The 17,280-nt window shown below is 69.9% G+C and carries 12 protein-coding genes; 5 read left to right on the top strand and 7 right to left on the bottom strand.

Annotated elements, in window-relative coordinates:
• Positions 1–69: 69 nt before the first annotated feature.
• Entirely contained in the window at positions 70–4,110 is a 4,041-nt protein-coding gene (locus tag ACFCVM_RS11290; RefSeq protein ID WP_375836257.1) for a hypothetical protein, read from the bottom strand.
• Positions 4,111–4,208: 98 nt separating this feature from the next.
• Between ACFCVM_RS11290 and ACFCVM_RS11285 the strand changes: the two genes are divergently transcribed.
• Entirely contained in the window at positions 4,209–5,174 is a 966-nt protein-coding gene (locus tag ACFCVM_RS11285) for an acetylxylan esterase (protein WP_375836256.1), read from the top strand.
• 105 nt (positions 5,175–5,279) lie between these two features.
• Here the strand turns inward: ACFCVM_RS11285 and ACFCVM_RS11280 are convergent, their stop codons facing one another.
• The 3 genes from ACFCVM_RS11280 to ACFCVM_RS11270 are packed head-to-tail and all read right to left on the bottom strand — an operon-like array spanning position 5,280 to position 8,393.
• Positions 5,280–6,587: an extracellular solute-binding protein gene (locus ACFCVM_RS11280; RefSeq protein WP_375836255.1), complete on the bottom strand. Its 1,308-nt coding sequence runs from the start codon at positions 6,585–6,587 to the stop codon at positions 5,280–5,282.
• Between the two features lie 55 nt (positions 6,588–6,642).
• Positions 6,643–7,500 carry a carbohydrate ABC transporter permease gene (locus ACFCVM_RS11275; RefSeq protein WP_375836254.1) on the bottom strand — a complete coding sequence of 286 codons (858 nt, stop codon included), beginning with the start codon at positions 7,498–7,500 and terminating at the stop codon, positions 6,643–6,645.
• Complete coding sequence (locus tag ACFCVM_RS11270; RefSeq protein WP_375836253.1) at positions 7,497–8,393, bottom strand: carbohydrate ABC transporter permease; 897 nt, start codon at positions 8,391–8,393, stop codon at positions 7,497–7,499. Before ACFCVM_RS11270 ends, ACFCVM_RS11275 begins: the two co-directional genes overlap by 4 nt.
• A gap of 278 nt (positions 8,394–8,671) precedes the next feature.
• Between ACFCVM_RS11270 and ACFCVM_RS11265 the strand changes: the two genes are divergently transcribed.
• From ACFCVM_RS11265 to ACFCVM_RS11250, 4 genes are all read left to right on the top strand, one after another.
• Positions 8,672–9,475: an IclR family transcriptional regulator gene (locus ACFCVM_RS11265; RefSeq protein ID WP_375836252.1), complete on the top strand. Its 804-nt coding sequence runs from the start codon at positions 8,672–8,674 to the stop codon at positions 9,473–9,475.
• An 89-nt stretch (positions 9,476–9,564) separates the two neighbouring features.
• Positions 9,565–10,725, top strand: coding sequence for a mandelate racemase/muconate lactonizing enzyme family protein (locus ACFCVM_RS11260; protein WP_375836251.1), 1,161 nt, complete (start codon positions 9,565–9,567; stop codon positions 10,723–10,725).
• A 135-nt stretch (positions 10,726–10,860) separates the two neighbouring features.
• Positions 10,861–13,215 carry a sulfatase-like hydrolase/transferase gene (locus ACFCVM_RS11255; protein WP_375836250.1) on the top strand — a complete coding sequence of 785 codons (2,355 nt, stop codon included), beginning with the start codon at positions 10,861–10,863 and terminating at the stop codon, positions 13,213–13,215.
• Positions 13,216–13,363: 148 nt separating this feature from the next.
• The gene (locus ACFCVM_RS11250) at positions 13,364–14,797 is read left to right on the top strand and encodes a pyridoxal phosphate-dependent decarboxylase family protein (RefSeq protein ID WP_375836249.1); all 1,434 of its coding nucleotides are present in this window, start codon (positions 13,364–13,366) and stop codon (positions 14,795–14,797) included.
• 52 nt (positions 14,798–14,849) lie between these two features.
• Here the strand turns inward: ACFCVM_RS11250 and ACFCVM_RS11245 are convergent, their stop codons facing one another.
• From ACFCVM_RS11245 to ACFCVM_RS11235, 3 genes are all read right to left on the bottom strand, one after another.
• On the bottom strand, positions 14,850–15,773 hold the full coding sequence (locus ACFCVM_RS11245) for a BadF/BadG/BcrA/BcrD ATPase family protein (protein ID WP_375836248.1): 924 nt from the start codon (positions 15,771–15,773) through the stop codon (positions 14,850–14,852).
• Between the two features lie 48 nt (positions 15,774–15,821).
• Entirely contained in the window at positions 15,822–16,061 is a 240-nt protein-coding gene (locus ACFCVM_RS11240; protein ID WP_375836247.1) for a hypothetical protein, read from the bottom strand.
• 66 nt (positions 16,062–16,127) lie between these two features.
• Positions 16,128–17,240, bottom strand: a complete 1,113-nt coding sequence (locus ACFCVM_RS11235; RefSeq protein ID WP_375836246.1) for a phosphatidylserine/phosphatidylglycerophosphate/cardiolipin synthase family protein — start codon at positions 17,238–17,240, stop codon at positions 16,128–16,130.
• Positions 17,241–17,280 lie beyond the last annotated feature (40 nt).

Genomic DNA, 17,280 nt, shown 5'->3' with positions numbered 1-17,280 from the left:
GATCCGCCACCGGTTGAACCGCCGCCCGCCGGCCGGTGCATATCGCACTCGGCCGGCGGGTTTCCGCCGTCAGTCCCCGACGCGAACGAACTGCGCGGCGCTGACGCGGTGGAACGCGGTATTGCGGACCTCGAGGCGCACCACGCCCACGGCGCCGGCGCCGTAGCGGAACGTGCCGAGCTGGCGCCATGCAGCCGCCCCCTCGGTCTGGTTCACGACGACCTCGGTGCTGCCGCCCTCGTGCTCGACGACGTAGGCGGCCGAGGTCGTGGTCGTCGGGTTCGTCGGGTACCAGACGGAGACCCGGTACTCGCCGGGCTCCGGCAGGTTCACCTGCCATGTGACGGTGCTGCCCACGGAGTCGACGTCGCTGTAGCGGGTCCGAGTGCCGTTCCAGCCGGTCAGTCCGCTCGGGAACCACAGGCCGGTCTCCAGGTAGCCGGGCCACGGCGACTGCGTGTGGGCGATCAGTCCCTCGTCGGCGACCCGCACCAGCACGCCCCGGCGGAGGGTCCCGTCGAGACGCGCCTCGAACCGGCTCGTCGATCCCGGCGTCACGGCCGATCCGGCCGTCACCGTCCAGGTGTGGGTCAGGTCGGAGCGCGGGGGCACCTCGATCACGACGTCCTTCTGGCCGACGCTCCATCCGGTCACGCCGAAGAGCGCGAGCGTGGCGCGGAGCGGTGTGACGCCGGTGTTGATCACCAGGGCGGTCAGCCGCGCGGTCGCGCCCGGTCCGGTGACGATGGCGGTGTCGGTGGTGAGCGACACCAGCCGGCGGCTGTCGATCACGTCGATCGCCGCCGGGCGCAGCACCACTGGCTCACCGTCGGCGACGGGCACGGATGCCTCGATCCGGACCTCGCCGGGCGTGGAGCCCGGCGCGATGATCGCCGCGGCGTCCACCCTGGTGGTCGCCTGCGCGGGCACCGAGACGGTCGGAACGCCGCCGTCGAGCTGCCAGCCGTCGGGCAGGGTCAGGGCGACGTCGCCGGCGAACGGCTCATCGGTGGCGTTGCGCACCTCGATGACGAGGGGCACCCGGTCACCGGCCGTGCCGGTCGCCTGGGCGACCACGTCGCCGGCGATCCCGGAGTCGGCGCCGCTGATGCGGCCGGGCAGGCGCAGGGTGACCTCGTCGGTGGTCGCCGAGCCGACGGTGATCGCGTAGCTGAACTCGTCGGCCGACGAGTCGACGGGGATCGTCCACTCGTAGGGGTAGCCCTTCGCCGCCGCCTGCTTCGCCGGCCCGTCGCCGATGCGGTAGCTGAGGGCGGCCGGCTCCTCCGTGTCGATCTGCACGTAGGCGTCGTAACCGGCGCGGTCGGGACGTACGAGCAGCACCCCGCGGGCGAGGCCGTAGTCGGTCGCCGGATCGGAGTCGACCTCGTGGAAGCTGTCGGGGCCGTGGTCGACGATGTCGTCGAACGGCAGTGCCGGTCGTTCGACCGTCACTCCCCTCACGACCAGTGCGACGAGCCCGTGGCCGGGCACGCGGACCTTGATGCGGCCTCGGGCGGCGGTCTGGGTCGAGCGGGTGCCGTCGGCGGCCACGACCTCGACCACCGGCGCATCCCCGGTCGAGAGCCCCGTCAGCTCGCCGGTGAGGTCGACGACCACGGACTGCGCGTCGGCCGCGGAGTTCGTGAGGCTGACGTACAGGGCGTCGTTGCCGACCCCGGTCATCCAGTTGACCAACGGGTTGTCGAGCGAGATGAGGCCGGCCGGGAAGTAGGGCCAGACACCGCCCTCGCCGAAGAAGGTGCCGGGGGCGTGGCCGAAGGCGAAGAACTTGAAGTAGGCGAAGTCGGCCTCGAACACGTGCGGGAAGTCGATCGCACCCGAACTGCGGTAGAAGCTCTCGTTGATGAGGTAGTCCATAGCGAGGCCGAGTTGGGCGGGCGCGTGGTGGAAGTAGTACCCGGTGATCCCGACCGGTCCGCTCGTGGCGAAGTCGGGCTTCATCTGCGCCACCTGGAACTGCCGGCTGTAGTACCCGGGATACGTGGTGAACCTGCCGATCACCATGTTGTGCGCGACGTCGGCCAGCATCGAGTCCCCGGTGTGGTGCGCGAGTCGCAGCAGCGCTCCGGCCCAGCACGGGTTGAAGACGTACCCGCCGCCCGGATCGGTGAGCGAACTGACCCCGAGCTTGAACGATGAGAGCGCTTCGAAGGTGAGGCCGGTCGGCGAGACGTACCAGGCGGGCACGGTCTCGGTCGCGACGTCGGTGGTCGGATACTCGGGCAGGGAGCTCCGCGACTCCCAGTCGTACTGCTGCGTGACCACGTGCCCCTCGGGCACCGTGACCCGCTGGTTCGGCACCGGGCGCACCGCGGTCTGGGTGATGAACCGCTGCGCCTCGCGATGCGCCCCCTCGAGGAAGAGGGCCTCGCCGGTCAGCTCGAACAGCACGAGCAGGTCGACCCAGTACTTGGAGAAGCTGTAGGCGAATCCGCCCGGCGGCTGCCCGTTGCCGCGATACGGCGTGAGGATCTCCTCCTGCACGTAGCGCCGGCCGATCAGGGTCGCCTCGGCGAGATAGGCCGGGTCTCCGGTGAGCTGGTACGTCGCCAGTGCGGTCGCGAACGGCGCCCGGCTCTGCCCGACGACGCCGGCCTTGGTGGCCTGCACCGCGAGGCGCTGGATCCCCGCGTTGCGGCCGTGGGTGAGCTGGGAGAGTGCCGTCAGGTTCACCGCGTCCGTGGGGATCCGGCCGATCCGGTACTGCGTCTTGTCGTTGTAGACCGAGCCGCCGATCACGGGCGAGTGTCCGATGCCCTTGCGCGAGAGCTGGTACTCGATGGCCGGGCGGGCGCGCCGGTCGTAGAGCGTGCCGTCCGCCGTGCCGGTCAGGTAGTGCGCCGAGAGCAGCACGCCGCTGGCCGCGGTGCGCACCGCATCCTCGTTCTCCACGTCGACGAACCCCTTGGCGCGGTTCCACCAACCCGAGTACGAGGGGATGTAGTCGACCGAGTCGTCGCCGTCGGGCTCGATGGCGATGAGCTCCGTCATCGCATGCACGGCGTCCGTCAGCGACCGGTCGTAGACGTTGCTCCGATAGGCGGTCAGCCCGTACTCGCCGCGGCACAGCTCGGTGTAGGTGTCGTACAGCGTTCTGGCGTGAGCCGCCAGCCCGAAGGCGAAGCCGCGTCGCTCACCGGCGGCCATGGCCGTTCGAAGGCCCGGCTGCGGCGCGTACACCGACGGCACGATGTCGAGGCTGTCGTTCCGGAGGCTCATCCCGTAGGGCTGGCGATCCGACATCAGTTGGCGCTCGTGCACGAACTCGGCCACCTCGGCGGGCAGGTACACCCCCGAGGTGACGGCGACGTCGGCGATCGCGTACTGGGTCAGCGCCATCGGCGCGAACAGCTCCCATGCGCCGAGCGGGGCCGAACCGTCGACCACGGTGAGCGCGTGCTGGTACGAGCCGCAGAGCACCTCGCTGAGGTCGTCGAGCGTCTTGGCGTCCTGGCTCTGGTAGCCGACGAGGTAGTCGCCGGCCGTCTTGGCCTTCAGCACGTAGTGCGCCTCGGGATGATCGCCGTCGAGCCGCCAGCGCACGATGAGCTCCACGTCATCGGTGCTGGTTCGCAATTCGATCGCCCGCCCGTTGAGGCGCCGATACGAGGTGAATCCCAGCCAGGCCGGCTGCAGCGGCCCGTACAGTTCAGGTGCGCTGCCCGAGGGGAGCGTGCCGGCCAGTACGACCCACTGCTCGTCGAAGCGGTGCTCGGGATCGGTCAACGACAGCCATCCGCCGTCGTGCTTGATCTCGAGATCGCGGACGATCGTCTCCCCGCCGTCCCACCGGGCCTGGAAGAAGGTCATGCGGTGATTGCGCCCGACGAGCCGCGCGATTCGCGTCAGGGCGAGGTTCGGCTTGTCGAGCCGGCGCAGGGCGTCGGCGTAGGCGCCGTTCGTGGCGCTGAACCCGGGATCCGCCGCCGCAGCCTCCGGGTGGCCGCCGAGCACCGCAGGCAGCACGCCCGCGGCCAGGAGCAGCTGGAGCGCTGAACGCCGGCTCCACAGCCCCGAGCCGGGGCCGGCTCCAGAGTCGTCATCGATCGCAGCATGGTCATTGGCCTGGCTCGTCGTTGAATCCATAATGCATATGATGCATTCGATATGCGAGAGTGTCAACGGTCATGCTGTCAGCGGTGCCGATAGCGTCGACCATGCACGCGTCCTGAGAGGAGCACACGGTGACCCCGAACCGATCCGAGGAACTGACGGAGTACTCGTTGACGGCGCTCCTGACGCCGCCTGCGCAGCCCGAGGAGCCCGTCGACTTCGACGAGTTCTGGCGGGGCACGTTCGATGAGTTCGGCACTGGCCCCGTCGCCTGGAAGCCCGTGCGGGACCTCGACGCCACCGCGACCCACCTTGTGACGGAGATCCGGTTCGAGTCGTCCGCCGATGAACAGGCCGTGGCGTTCCTCATGGTGCCGCGCGCCGAGTCATCCGTGCGCCGCGGCCTCGTGATCGGACACGGCTACGGCGGCCGCACCGCCCCCGACGTCGAGCAAGTGCCCGCCGACACCGCCGCTATCTTCCCGGCCGCTCCCGGCACGGCGCCGAACACCTCGAGTCGCTTCCCCGCACTGCCCGATGAGCACGTGCTCGCGGGCATCGCGCACCGCGACACCTACTCCCACCGCTTCGCCGCAGCGGATGTCTGGCGAGCCGCGACCGTGCTGCTCGACGCCGCACCGGCGGCCGCCGAGCAGCTCGACTTCAGCGGCGGCAGCTTCGGCGGCGGCATCGGGGCGATGGCCCTCCCGTGGGACGCCCGCTTCCGCCGCGCCTCGCTCGACGTGCCGAGCTTCGGACACCACTCGATCCGCCTCACCCGTCGCTGCACGGGCAGCGGCGAGGCCGTGCGCCGGCACCTGCAGCAGCACCCCGACGCGCGCCCGGTGCTCGGCTACTTCGACGCCGCCGTCGCTGCACGGCGCATCGAGGTACCGGTGCACGTCGCGGCGGCGGTGCTCGATCCCGCCGTCGACCCGCGGGGGCAGTTCGCCGTCTACCACGCGCTCACGTGCCCGAAACGGCTCACCGTGCGACCGAACGGGCACCTCGACGGGCCCGTCGCGGAGGTCGGGGAACGGATGGCGCGCAGCGCCGCCGCCGACTTCCTCGCCCTCCCGGCCGACCGCCTCAGCTGAACCGCACACCCCGAAGCGGCACGGCATCGCACGCGAGCGGATGCCGCGGGCGCGCCGAACGCCGGCCGCCTGCGGGTCCCTCCGCGGGCGGCCGGCGTCGAGGCGCTACGAGTTCGAGTCGAGCAGGTCCTGGACTTCCTTCTTCAGGGAGTTGAGGCCCGACTGCACGTCGACCTGGCCGGCGAGGATGTTCGCGACTCCCGCGCCGATGGCGGTGTCGATCTGCGCGGTCACGGGCACGCGGTCCCATGCGGCGCCGCGTGCGTGCTCGGAGACCTCGGTGCGGAACGTGGTCTGGTACTTGTCCGCGGCGAGCGACGGAATCTGGTCTGCGACGGACTTCGCGGCCGGCGCGACTCCCGACTGCTCGTACAGCGCGGTCGCGGCATCGAGGTTCGTCGCGGCGTAGGTGATGAAGTCACGGCTCGTGAGCTCGCCCTCGCCGGCACTCGCGAACAGGCCGCCACCCCACGCGCGGTTGTACGAGGGGTTGCCGTCGGCGGTGGGCCGGGTGATCGCGCTGATGTTGTCGATGATGTTCTGCGCGGCTCCGTTGGTCTTCACGAAGGTCGAGGCGAGCGGGGCGTCGTCGTAGAGGGCCGCGCGCCCGCTCGCGAACAGGATGCGCGCGTCGCTGCGTGCCACGTTCGTCTGGGTGAGGCCGTCGTCCTGCAGCGACTTGTACCAGGTGATCGCTTCGACGCTCTCCTTGTCGCCGATCGTGCACTCGAAGTCGTCGGTGACGACGGGGCTGCCCCAGCCCCACATCCAGTGCGCGGCATCCTTCAGGTCGGGGTTCTTCGTGACCGCCGCGTAGGGGATCAGCGAGGAGTCCTGCGACTTGATCTTCTCGAGCGCGGTCGCGAACTGCTCGACCGTCATGCCCGACTTGATGCCGACGCTCTTGGCGATCTCGCCGTTCGTGATGATGCCGATGCCCGACGCCGTGAGCGGCAGCACGAGGAGCTTGCCGTCCATCGTGTACGAATCGAGCACACCCTGCGGGATGCCGAGCCCCTTGGCGAGGTCGGTGAGGTCGGCGAGCACGCTCATCGGTGTGAGCACCTGCCACCCGCCCGACTGGCCGACGCCCATGAGCTTGCCGGAGCGGCCGGTGAGTGCGAGCTGCGTCGCCGCCTGGTCGTAGGGGTAGACGACGGGCGAGACCGTGACGCCCTCTTCCGCGGAGAAGTCCTTGAGCACCGCTTCCCAGGCGGGCCGGAGCGCCTCTTCGCCGAGGGAGTTGCCGTAGAAGTTGATGGTCTTGGCCTTGGTCGCCGCGTTGGCGCCGGCACCGGCGCCCGGCGCGGCCGGGGTCGCACAGCCGGCGAGCGCGAGCGCGCCGAACGCGGCGAGTGCCGTGCCGCCGCCGAGGAAGGCGCGGCGGCTGAGCTGCGAGGTCGTGAGGTTCATGGGGACTGCTCCTTCGTCGGAATGTGTGTTCGGTGCGGTGCGGTGGATCACGGGGCTACCCCTTGACGGCCCCCGACGCGAGGCCGGAGACGAAGTAGCGCTGGAGGAGGATGAAGATGATGGCGAGCGGCAGCGAGGTGATGAGGGATGCCGCCATGAGCGCCGGCCAGTCGGCCGTGCCCTCGCGGATGAAGGCCTGGGTGAGGCCGGCCGGCAGGGTCTGCTTGTCGGGCCCGGCGAGCGTGAGCGCGAAGAGCAGGTCGCTCCAGCCGCGCATGAAGGCGAACATCGCCGCCGTGATGAGACCGGGCACCACGAGCGGGAAGACGATCTGGAACATCGTCGCGATGCGCGAGAGGCCGTCGACCTTGGCTGCTTCGAGGATGTCGTCGGGCAGGCCGTCGATGATGCCCTTGAGCAGGAAGACGACGAGCGGCAGCGTGAACGTGGTGAACGAGATGATGAGCGCCGTGTAGGTGTACAGCAGGCCGGCCGAGCTCAGCATCAGGTACAGCGAGATCAGGAGCAGCGCCCCGGGGATGAGCTGCCCGATGAGGAACATGAACATGATCGCGTTGCGCCCGCGGTAGCGGAACTTCGAGAGCGAGTAGGCCATGATGCCGCCCACGAGCACGGAGAGCACGGCCGTACCCGTCGAGACGATGAAGCTGTTCGCGAGGTTCTGCAGCAGGGCGTCGTTCTGGAAGAACCCGACGAAGTTCTCGAGGGTCGGGTCGACCGGGAAGAGCGGTCGGTCGAGCGCGAACACCGCCTCCTTCTTCATGAACGCCGTCGACGTCAGCCAGTAGATCGGCAGGAGGCCGAAGAGGGCGAGCAGGGTGAGCCCGATGCGCCCGGAGATCGACAGTCTCGGGCGAACGATCGCCTCTCCGATGTCGCGGCCGTGACTCATCGCTTCTCCAGACGTCGGTTGAGCAGCAGGTATGCGCTCGAGATGATCGCGAGCAGGATGAGCCAGAGCACGCCCATTGCGGAGGCCTTGCCGAGCTCGTAGCTGCCGAACGCGAGTTGATAGAGGCTGACGGCGAGCGTCGTGGTCGAATCTCCGGGTCCGCCGCCCGTCATCACGAAGATCGTGTCGAAGTTGCCGAAGTTGTAGATGAACTCGAGCGTCGCGACGAGGGCGACCGGGCCGACGATGTGCGGCAGCGAGATGTAACGGAAGCGCTGCGAGCGCGTCGCACCGTCGATCGTCGCGGCCTCGAGCTGCTCGCTCGGAAGGGTCTGCAGCACCGAGAGGGCGACGACCATGATCCAGGGGAACGAGTGCCAGGTCTTCGCGATGACCACCGCGGCCATCGCGCCGGTGGGGTTGCCGAGCATGCTCACCTCGGGCAGGCCCACCATGGTCAGCAGGTGGTTCAGCACGCCGTAGCTGTCGTTGAAGATCCACGCCCAGAGGAAGGAGACGACGACGCCGGGCAGGAGCCACGGCAGCATGAGGGTGCCGCGCAGGATGTTGCGACCGCGCAAACGCGCGTTCAACAGCACGGCGAGCGCGACGCCGAGGAGCACGGGGAAGATCGTCGCGAGCGTCGCGAAGGTGAGCGTGGTGCCGAGGCGCGCCATGAACTCGCCGAAGATCGCCGTGTAGTTGTCGAAGCCGACGAACGTGCGGTCGGGGCGCAGCAACGATTGGTCGTAGAGGCTCGTGCCGATGCTCGAGACGAGCGGATAGATCGCGATCACGAGGAAGAGCAGGACCGCGGGGAGTGCGATCATGAATCCGAAGGTGCGATCCTTCGCGCCGAGGGTCGAACGCCGCCCGGATCGCGGCTCGGTCACCTCGCGTGTCGAGGGTCGTTCGAGGATGGCTTGCTGCATTGCGTTCACTTCCCGAGAGATGGCGACCCCTCATCAGGGGCCCCTGTGCGTCGTCGTCACAAGTGGTCAACGCTGACGTGCGGCCAGTAAACCACAATGCGGATTCGAAATCCACAAAATGCATAACTCACCCATATTTGGATTGCCTCGGCCGATTCCGCTCACTACACTGACGGCAACGGCGCAGCCCGAGCGGCTCGGAACGACGCGCGGCAACTGCATGGAGAAGGAGAGTCCCGATGGCATCGGAATCGGTCGGCGGCACACAGACCGTCGAACGGGCTATGTCCCTGCTGGCGTGCTTCACCGAGGAGGCCGGCGAGCTGCGGGTGTCCGAACTCTGCGCCCTCACCGGGCTCGGCCAGTCGACCGTGTCGCGCATGATGTCGGCGCTCGACCGCATGCGGTTCGTCGTGCAAGACGATCGGACGGGGCTCTATCGGCTCGGTCCGGCCGCCGTCTCGCTCGGCACGATCGCGCTCAACGGCTCCCCGGTCTTCCGCGCCTCGCGCCAGATCGCCCAGAACCTCGCCCACCGGCTCGGCATCGGCGTGAACGTCGCCGAACTCAGCGGCTTCACCTTCACCTATCTCTGCAACTTCGAGGGCGCGCTCGCGCCGAAGTCGTTCGCGATGGCCGGCCGCACGGCGCCGCTCCACGCCACGGGGCTCGGCAAGGCCCTGCTGTCGGGCATGCCGTCCGCGCTCGTCGACGAGTACTTCGCGAACACGCCCCAGCGGTTCACCCCGCACACGATCGTCGATCGCGACGCCATGGAAGTCGCCCTCCAGGAGATCCGCAGCCGCGGCTACGCCACCGAGATCGAGGAGCTCGCCTTCGGGCGGGCCTGCATCGCGGCACCCGTTCGCAACCGCGCCGGCGAGATCGTCGCCGGCCTCTCGGCGAGCGGCCCGCTCTCGGTGCTCGACCTCCAGGTCCCCCACCAGGAGATCGCCCTGCAGGTGATCGAGGCCGCCGACGAGATCTCCGTCGCCCTCGGCTACAGCCCCTCCCACTCCGCGACGGCGTTCGCGTCTCTCTGAAGCTCGCCTGAACCCGAACTGAACCCAGCCTGAAGTCCCGCCGCGGCATCCGTCGACGGCGTTCGATCATCCACGTCACCGGAGACCCAGTGAGAATCGCGCGCGTCCAAACGTTCCCCCTCTTCATCTCGAAGGAGGATGCCGACGACTCCTACGCGGGCGAGGCCGCGGTCGAGCACCGCGGCTACATGATCAGGCCGCCATGGCGGAGCCTCTACTCCCCCGGCTACGAGACGCTCATCGTGAAGATCGAGACCGACGACGGCCTGGTGGGTTGGGGCGAAGGACTCGCCCCCGTCGCCCCCGAGGTCGCCGCGGCGATCGTCGACCACCTGCTCACTCCGCTCATCATCGGCGAGGACCCGCGTTCGGTGCGCACGCTCTGGCACCGGATGTCGGAGTCGATGCGCGAACGCGGACACCTCACCGGACATCAGGCCGACGCGATGGCCGCCGTCGACATCGCACTGTGGGACCTCTGGGGCAAGGCGACCGGGCTCTCGGTGTCCGAGCTCGCGGGCGGACGGTTCGCCGAAGTGCTGCCGACCTACGTGTCGGGCGTGCGCGGCGCCGACGACGCCGAGATCGCCGAGAAGACCGCGGTGCTCGTCGAAGCAGGCGTGCGCCGGTTCAAGATGCACCTCGGTACCGACCTCCGCACCGACCTCGCGACCTACGACGCCGTGCGCGGCGCGCACCCCGACCTCCAGGTCGCGCTCGACGCGCACTGGAGCTACCGCCTCGGCGAGGCGAAGGCCCTCGGCCGCGAGCTCGACGAGCGCCACGCCTGGTTCTTCGAGGCGCCGCTCGCTCCCGAAGACGTCGAGGGCCACCGCGACCTCGCGGCATCCATCGAGACCCCGGTCGCGGTCGGCGAGGCGATGCGCAGCCGATTCGAGTTCACGGACTGGCTGACCCGCAGGGCCGTCGGCCTCACCCAGCCCGACATCGGACGCACCGGCATCACCGAGGGCCTCGCGATCGCGGCCATCGCCGACGCCTTCCACGCGCAGGTGGCACCGCATCACTCGGCCGCGTTCGGCATCGCGATGGCCGCCGGCCTGCACGTCGCAGCGAGCTCGCCGTCGCTCCTCGCGTTCGAGTACCAGCCGCTCACCCTGCCGGTCGCGAACCGGATCCTCACGACGCCCCTCGAGGTCGCCGCCAACGGCGACTTCACGGTGCCGACCGGCCCCGGGCTCGGCGTGAGCGTCGACGAGGACTTCGTGCAGGAGTTCGTGCGCCGCTGACCGGTGTCCCTTGCACCCTCGGGGGCAGCGCGCCGCCCCGCTCTCGCGGCGCGCTGCCCCCGCTCGGGTTCGACCGCTGCCCTCACTGCGATGATCGAGCGTGTGCGCGATCTTCGTCGCACGAATGGGGGAAACATGAACGACGTCCGACCGGGAACCGTGCTTCCCGTGCCCGACCGCCCGTATCAGGGACCGGTCGCGTACGACGCGAAGAAGCTCGACGAGAGGTTCCCGCCCATCGAGCCGGCGAGGCCGCCGGCCCAGGCGCCGAACGTCCTCGTGATTCTGCTCGACGACGTCGGCTTCGGGGCATCCAGCGCCTTCGGCGGCCCGATCCGCACGCCCACCGCCGAGCGCCTCGCCGGTGAGGGCCTGCGCTACTCGCGCTTCCACACCACCGCGCTCTGCTCGCCGACCCGCGCCGCGCTGCTCTCGGGCCGCAACCACCACGCCGTCGGCATGGGCCACATCACCGAGACCGCGACGCCCGCGCCCGGTTACCGCTCGACGCGGCCGAACACCGCAGTGCCGCTGCCCGAGATCCTCCGGCAGAGCGGCTACAACACCGCGCAGTTCGGCAAGTGCCACGAGGTGCCCGTGTGGGAGTCGGGCCCGACCGGCCCCTTCGACCACTGGCCCGCGCAGAGCGGCTTCGAGCGCTTCTACGGCTTCATCGGCGGCGAGACGAACCAGTACACGCCGGCGCTCATCGACGGGCTCACGACGATCGAGCCGCCGACCGACCCCGACTACCACCTGATGCCCGACCTCGCCGACAAGGCGATCGACTACGTGCGCCAGCAGCAGAGCCTGACGCCCGACAAGCCGTTCTTCGTGTACTTCGCGCCGGGAGCGACCCACGCACCCCATCACGTGCCGAAGGACTGGATCGCCAAGTACGAGGGCGAGTTCGACCTCGGCTGGGACGCGCAGCGCGAGCAGACCTTCGCCCGGCAGAAGGAGCTCGGCGTCATCGCCGCCGACTCCGAGCTGACGGCGCGCCCCGAGGGACTGCCCGCCTGGGACGACGTGCCCGACGAGCAGAAGCCGGTACTGGCCCGGCAGATGGAGGTCTACGCGGCCTTCCTCGAGTACGCTGACCACCACACCGGCCGGCTCATCGACGCGCTCGAAGAGCTCGACATCCTCGAGGACACGCTGATCTACTACATCATCGGCGACAACGGCGCCTCGGCCGAGGGCGGCATCAACGGCGCCTACATGCTGACCACGGCCTCGAACGGCGGCGGCCAGTTCGAGACGGTCGAGTTCTGGAAGGAGCACCTCGACAAGGTCGGCGGTCCCGAGGCGTACAACCACTATTCGGTCGCCTGGGCGCACGCGATGTGCACCCCGTACCAGTGGACCAAGCAGGTCGCCTCGCACTACGGCGGCACCCGCAACGGCACGATCGTGCACTGGCCGAGCCGCATCGCCGCCAAGGGCGAGGTGCGCGAGCAGTGGCACCACGTCATCGACCTCGCGCCGACCGTGCTCGACGTGGCGGGCCTCGCGGAGCCCCACACCGTCAACGGCGTCACGCAGGAGCCGATGCACGGCGTCTCGATGGCGTACAGCTTCGACGATGCATCCGCCGACGAACGCCACACGACGCAGTACTTCGAGCTCATGGGCAACCGAGGCATCTACCACCACGGCTGGACCGCCGTCACGAAGCACCGCACCCCGTGGGACGTCGTGTCGAAGGCTCCCGACTTCTCGCTCGACGTGTGGGAGCTCTACGACACGACCACCGACTGGACGCAGGCCAAGAACCTCGCGGATGAGCAGCCCGAGAAGCTCGCCGAGCTCCAGCGGCTCTTCCTCATCGAGGCGGCGCGACACAACGTCTTCCCGATGGACGACCGCGCCGCCGAGCGCATGAACCCCGTGCTCGCCGGCCGGCCGACGCTCGTGAAGGGCGACCGCCTGCGGCTCTACCCCGGCATGGTGCGGCTCGGCGAGAACGTCGCGATCAACGTGAAGAACCGTTCGTTCTCGGTGACCGCCGAGGTGCTCGTGCCCGACGACGGCTCGCTCGAGGGCGCGATCGTGGCCCAGGGCGGCCGCACCGGCGGCTGGTCGTTCTTCGCCGAAGACGGCAAGCTCGGCTTCCACTACAACTACTGCGGACTGCAGCGGTCGACGGCACTGTCGGATACCCCGATCGGCGCGGGTGAGCACCAGGTGCGGGTCGAATTCGCCTACGACGGCGGCGGCATCGGCAAGGGCGGCGACGTGTCGCTCTTCATCGACGGCAAGGCGGTCGGCACCGGGCGCGTGGAGCACACGCACGCGCTCTACTTCTCGTTCGACGAGGGAATGGACGCGGGCTGCGACACGGGCATGCCGGCGTACGAGGGCTACAAGGTGTGGGGCGGCGCGTTCAGCGGCACCCTGGAGTGGGCCGAGGTCGCACTCGGCGTCGACGACCACAACCACCTCGTCGATCCCGAGGAGCACCTGCAGGCGGCGTTGCGTCACCAGTAGTCTCCATTGCGTTCGCGCGCCGCTTCCTGCACGAAAGCGGCGCGCGACGCAGGAATCGTGAGGCTTTTTTGCGGTTCCGCCGAGGTATGTGAAACTTTCCCGTGGCCCGCCGGCTCCCCGGCTCGGCCGAGCCGAAAGGGACATCCGGATGCACCGCACAGAACCCGCCCGCGACGCGAACGAGCCGCGCGACCCCGCGACCCGCATGCACTCGACGAGCGACGAGACGAGCCACCTCGTCGACCTCGTGCTCGCGTACTCGCGCCGCCGCATCCTGAGCGACGACACCCCGCTCGACAAGCCCGTCACCGAGCCCGAGCTGCGCCGCCTCGCCGGCCGCACGATCGACGAGCAGGGCATCGGCGCCGCCCGTGCACTCGCGCTCTTCGAGCACGTGCTCGCCCCGGCGTGCATCACGACCGATCACCCGCAGTACCTCTCGTTCATCCCGACGGCGCCGACGAAGGCCGCGACGGCCTTCGACCTCGTGGTCTCGGCGAGCGCCCTCTACGGCGGCTCATGGCTCGAGGGCGCGGGCGCCGTCTACGCCGAGAACGAGGTGCTCTCGTGGCTCGGCCGCGAGTTCGGCCTGCCCGCGGGCGCCGGCGGCGTCTTCGTGCAGGGCGGCACGCTCGGCAACCTCTCGGCACTCGTCGCGGCCCGCGAGGCCGCGCGCCACCGGCTGAGCGACGGCGCAGCGGATGCCGCGGTGCCCGCGCCGCCCGGTGGTCGCTGGAAGATCGTCTGCAGCGCCGAGGCACACTCCTCGATCGCATCGGCCGCCCGGGTGATGGACGTCGACGTGGTGCCCGTGACCCCGGCCGGCGACGGCATGCTGCGGGGCGACGAAGTGCGTGCGGCGCTCGAGGAGCACGGGGCATCCGTCTTCGCCGTCGTCGCGACCGCCGGCTCGACGAACTTCGGCATCGTCGACGACCTCGCCTCGATCGCCGAGCTGAAGCGCGACTTCGACTTCTGGTTCCACGTCGACGGCGCCTACGGCCTGGCCGGCATGCTCTCGCCGCTCGCCCGGCACCGCTTCGCGGGCGTCGAGCACGCCGACTCGGTGATCGTCGACCCGCACAAGTGGCTCTTCGCACCCTTCGACGCGTGCGCCCTCATCTACCGCGACCCCGAGCAGGGTCGCCGCGCGCACACGCAGCACGCCGAGTACCTCGACACGCTCACCGAGGGCGGCGACTGGAGCCCGTCGGACTACGCCGCGCACCTCACGCGCCGCGCGCGCGGACTGCCGCTCTGGTTCTCGCTCGCGACCTACGGCGGCACGGCCTACCGCGAGGCGATCTCGACCTCGATCGCGCTCGCACAGCGCATCGCCGACGAGATCGACTCGCGCGAGGGGCTCAGCCTCGTGCGCTCACCGCAGCTGTCGGTCGTCGTGTTCGAGCGCGACGACTGGACGAAGGCCGACTACGACACGTGGTCGGCGCGCCTCCTCGACGAGCAGCGAGCGTTCGTGACGCCGAGCTCGCATGCCGGCCGGCCGAACACCCGCTTCGCGATCGTGAACCCGAACACGACATTCGAGCACCTCGTCGCGATCCTCGACACGATGGGCTGAGCGGGCCGGGAACGCGCCGGAACGCCTCGGGCTCGCGTGGGGCTCGTGCGCGTCAGACGCGCGCGACGGCGATGTGCGCCGCGAGCGCGCTCGTCGGCGCGACGTCGGCGAGCGCCGCGGCGCCGTCGAGCGGGTGCGCATCGCCGAGGCGGATCTCCGCCTCGGGGATCTCTGCGCGGATCGCCGCGACAAACTCGCGCCCGAGCACCTCGCCGAGGAACAGGCCGCCGACCCCGCGCACGTGCGAGTCGGGAGCGCCCGCTTCCCCGACCCGGCGGAGTCCTGCGAACGCGGATGCCGCGAGCTCCCGCGCCCCGTCGGTGATGATCCGCTCGGCGACCGCGTCGCCGGCGGCGGCGGCGTCGGCGACCGCCCGCGCATACGACGCGATGCGCTGCACGCGGCCGAGGTCGGCCTGCAGCTCGATGTACGCCGCTTCGAGGTCGGGGAAGTCGGCCCGCACGACCTCGGTCAGCGCGGTCGCGGCGCCACGGCCGTCGTGGGCGCGCATGACGGCTTCGAGCCCGGCCCGTCCGAGCCAGTACCCGCTGCCGGCGTCGCCCATGATGTAACCCCACCCGTCGACCCGGGCGATCTCGTCGGCGCCGACCGCGAGTGTCACGACTCCCGTGCCGGCCGCGACGACGACGCCGCGCTCGTCGCCGAGCGCACCGAGGTAGGCGGTGATGGAGTCGTGCGCGAGGTGCACGCTGCGAGCGCCGATCGGCGCAGCGGCGGCGAGCAGGTAGCCGGCGTCGAACTCGTCGTCGGTCAGTCCCGAGACCCCGAGCCCGATGCGTTCCGCCGTTCGGCCGCCCTCGTGCGCCTGCTCGATGATGCGCGCGAGCTGGGGCAGCAGCGGCAGGTCGGTGCGGATTCCGGGGGCCGACCATTCACCGGAGCCCGAGGCATCCGTGTGCCTGACCTTGATGCCCGACTGGCCGGCGTCGATCGCGAGAGTGCTCGTCGAATTCACGGCTGCGACGCTACCAGCTCACGGGCGCGCCGAGCCGTGGTGCGACTCCTACGCCGATCCGCCGGCGATCGGTGCGTCCGAGTTCGTGGGGTCGTCGGGCCCCACGGATGCCTCGGCGAGCAGCAGTTCGGTCTGCACGCTCCGCCACCGCGCCGTCGCGTTCAGCGCCCGCGCTGCCGAGAGCAGCAGCACGATGAGACAGACGAGTGCCGTGAGCAGTGCGAGGGCGAAGAGCACCCAGACGATCGGGTACATCCAGGAGATGCTGTAGCTCACCACGTCATACATCCCTCGACCGTAGCGGCGATCGACAGCCGGGCGGCCGCCCACGCGCAACTGTGGAGAACTCGCGCTCTACGGCGAGACGGGCACCGGCGCCGAGAGGTCGTCGATGATGCGGTCGATCTCGGTGAGCGCGTAGCGGGCGAGCTCGCGCTGCGCGACATCCGCTGCGCTGCCCGGCTCCTCCTCGAGGTCGCCGATCACGATGATGTTCTCGTCGTTCAGGGTGTTGGCGGGCGCCGTGTAGTTGAAGCTGCCGACGATGATGAGCCGTTCGTCGATGACCATGAGCTTGTGATGGAGCTTGCGCACGCCGGTGTTGCGGCGGTTGGCGAAGAGCTCGACGTCGCCGTGACCGAGGTCGCTCGTCGCCGCCCACTTCGCGGCGCCCTGGTCGCGGTCGAGCACGCCGCGGATGCGCGAGACGAGGGGTCGCAGGCGGATCATGGTGTCGTCGATGCCCGACGACTGGGCGAAGGTGAACATCGCGAAGTCGATCGAGTCCTTCGCCTTCAGCATCTGCTTCATGATCTCCATCTCGGGGCCGTGCCGCGGGGCGAACAGCGGCTTCACCCGCACCTCGGGCAGGTCGAACTCCTTCGGCCTCGGCTCGACGCGCTCGTGCAGGTCGCCGAAGGTGCCCGAGCGCATCCGCTCGAACTCGCGCAGGTACTCGGTGGCGGCGAGCTGGCCGGTCAGCACGACGACGTGGTTCAGGTTCTGGCCGGCCCCGATGCCGACCTCCTCGTTCTTCCCCGTGTCGGTGAGCGTGAAATTGGTCGAGCCGGTGAGCACTGCCGCCCCCGGCTTGCCCGAATCGCGCACGATGAACTTCTGGTGGAAGATCTTCGGATTCAGGTCGCTGATCACGTCGACGCGGGCTTTCAGCAGGGCGCCCATGATGACGCGGTTCTCCTCGTGCGCGCCGGTGACGCCCCACGGGTCTTCGAGGGCCTTCTCCTCGGTGAGGTAGTCGCCCTCGAGGATGACCCGCACCCGCACCCCGCGCAGCTTCGCCGCGAGGATCGCCTGTGCGATCGGCCGCGAGTCGATCTCCTGCACGGCGATGGCGAGGTTGTGCTCGGCACCGTCGATGAAGTCGCGGATCGCCTGGTCGAGATCGTCGGGGCCGCCGACCGCGGTCGGCCCCATGTAGAGCTCCACTCCCCCGATGCTGACCGACATGGCGCGCTCCTCTCATGAGGGAATCTCAGGAATATCGTCG

Origin of the sequence: Agromyces sp. NPDC056389 (genome assembly GCF_042262385.1) — a bacterium.
In the GTDB taxonomy this organism is placed as follows: Bacteria; Actinomycetota; Actinomycetes; order Actinomycetales; family Microbacteriaceae; genus Agromyces.
Note: the sequence above shows the minus strand (reverse complement) of the source record. Positions and strands in the feature narration are given on the sequence as shown.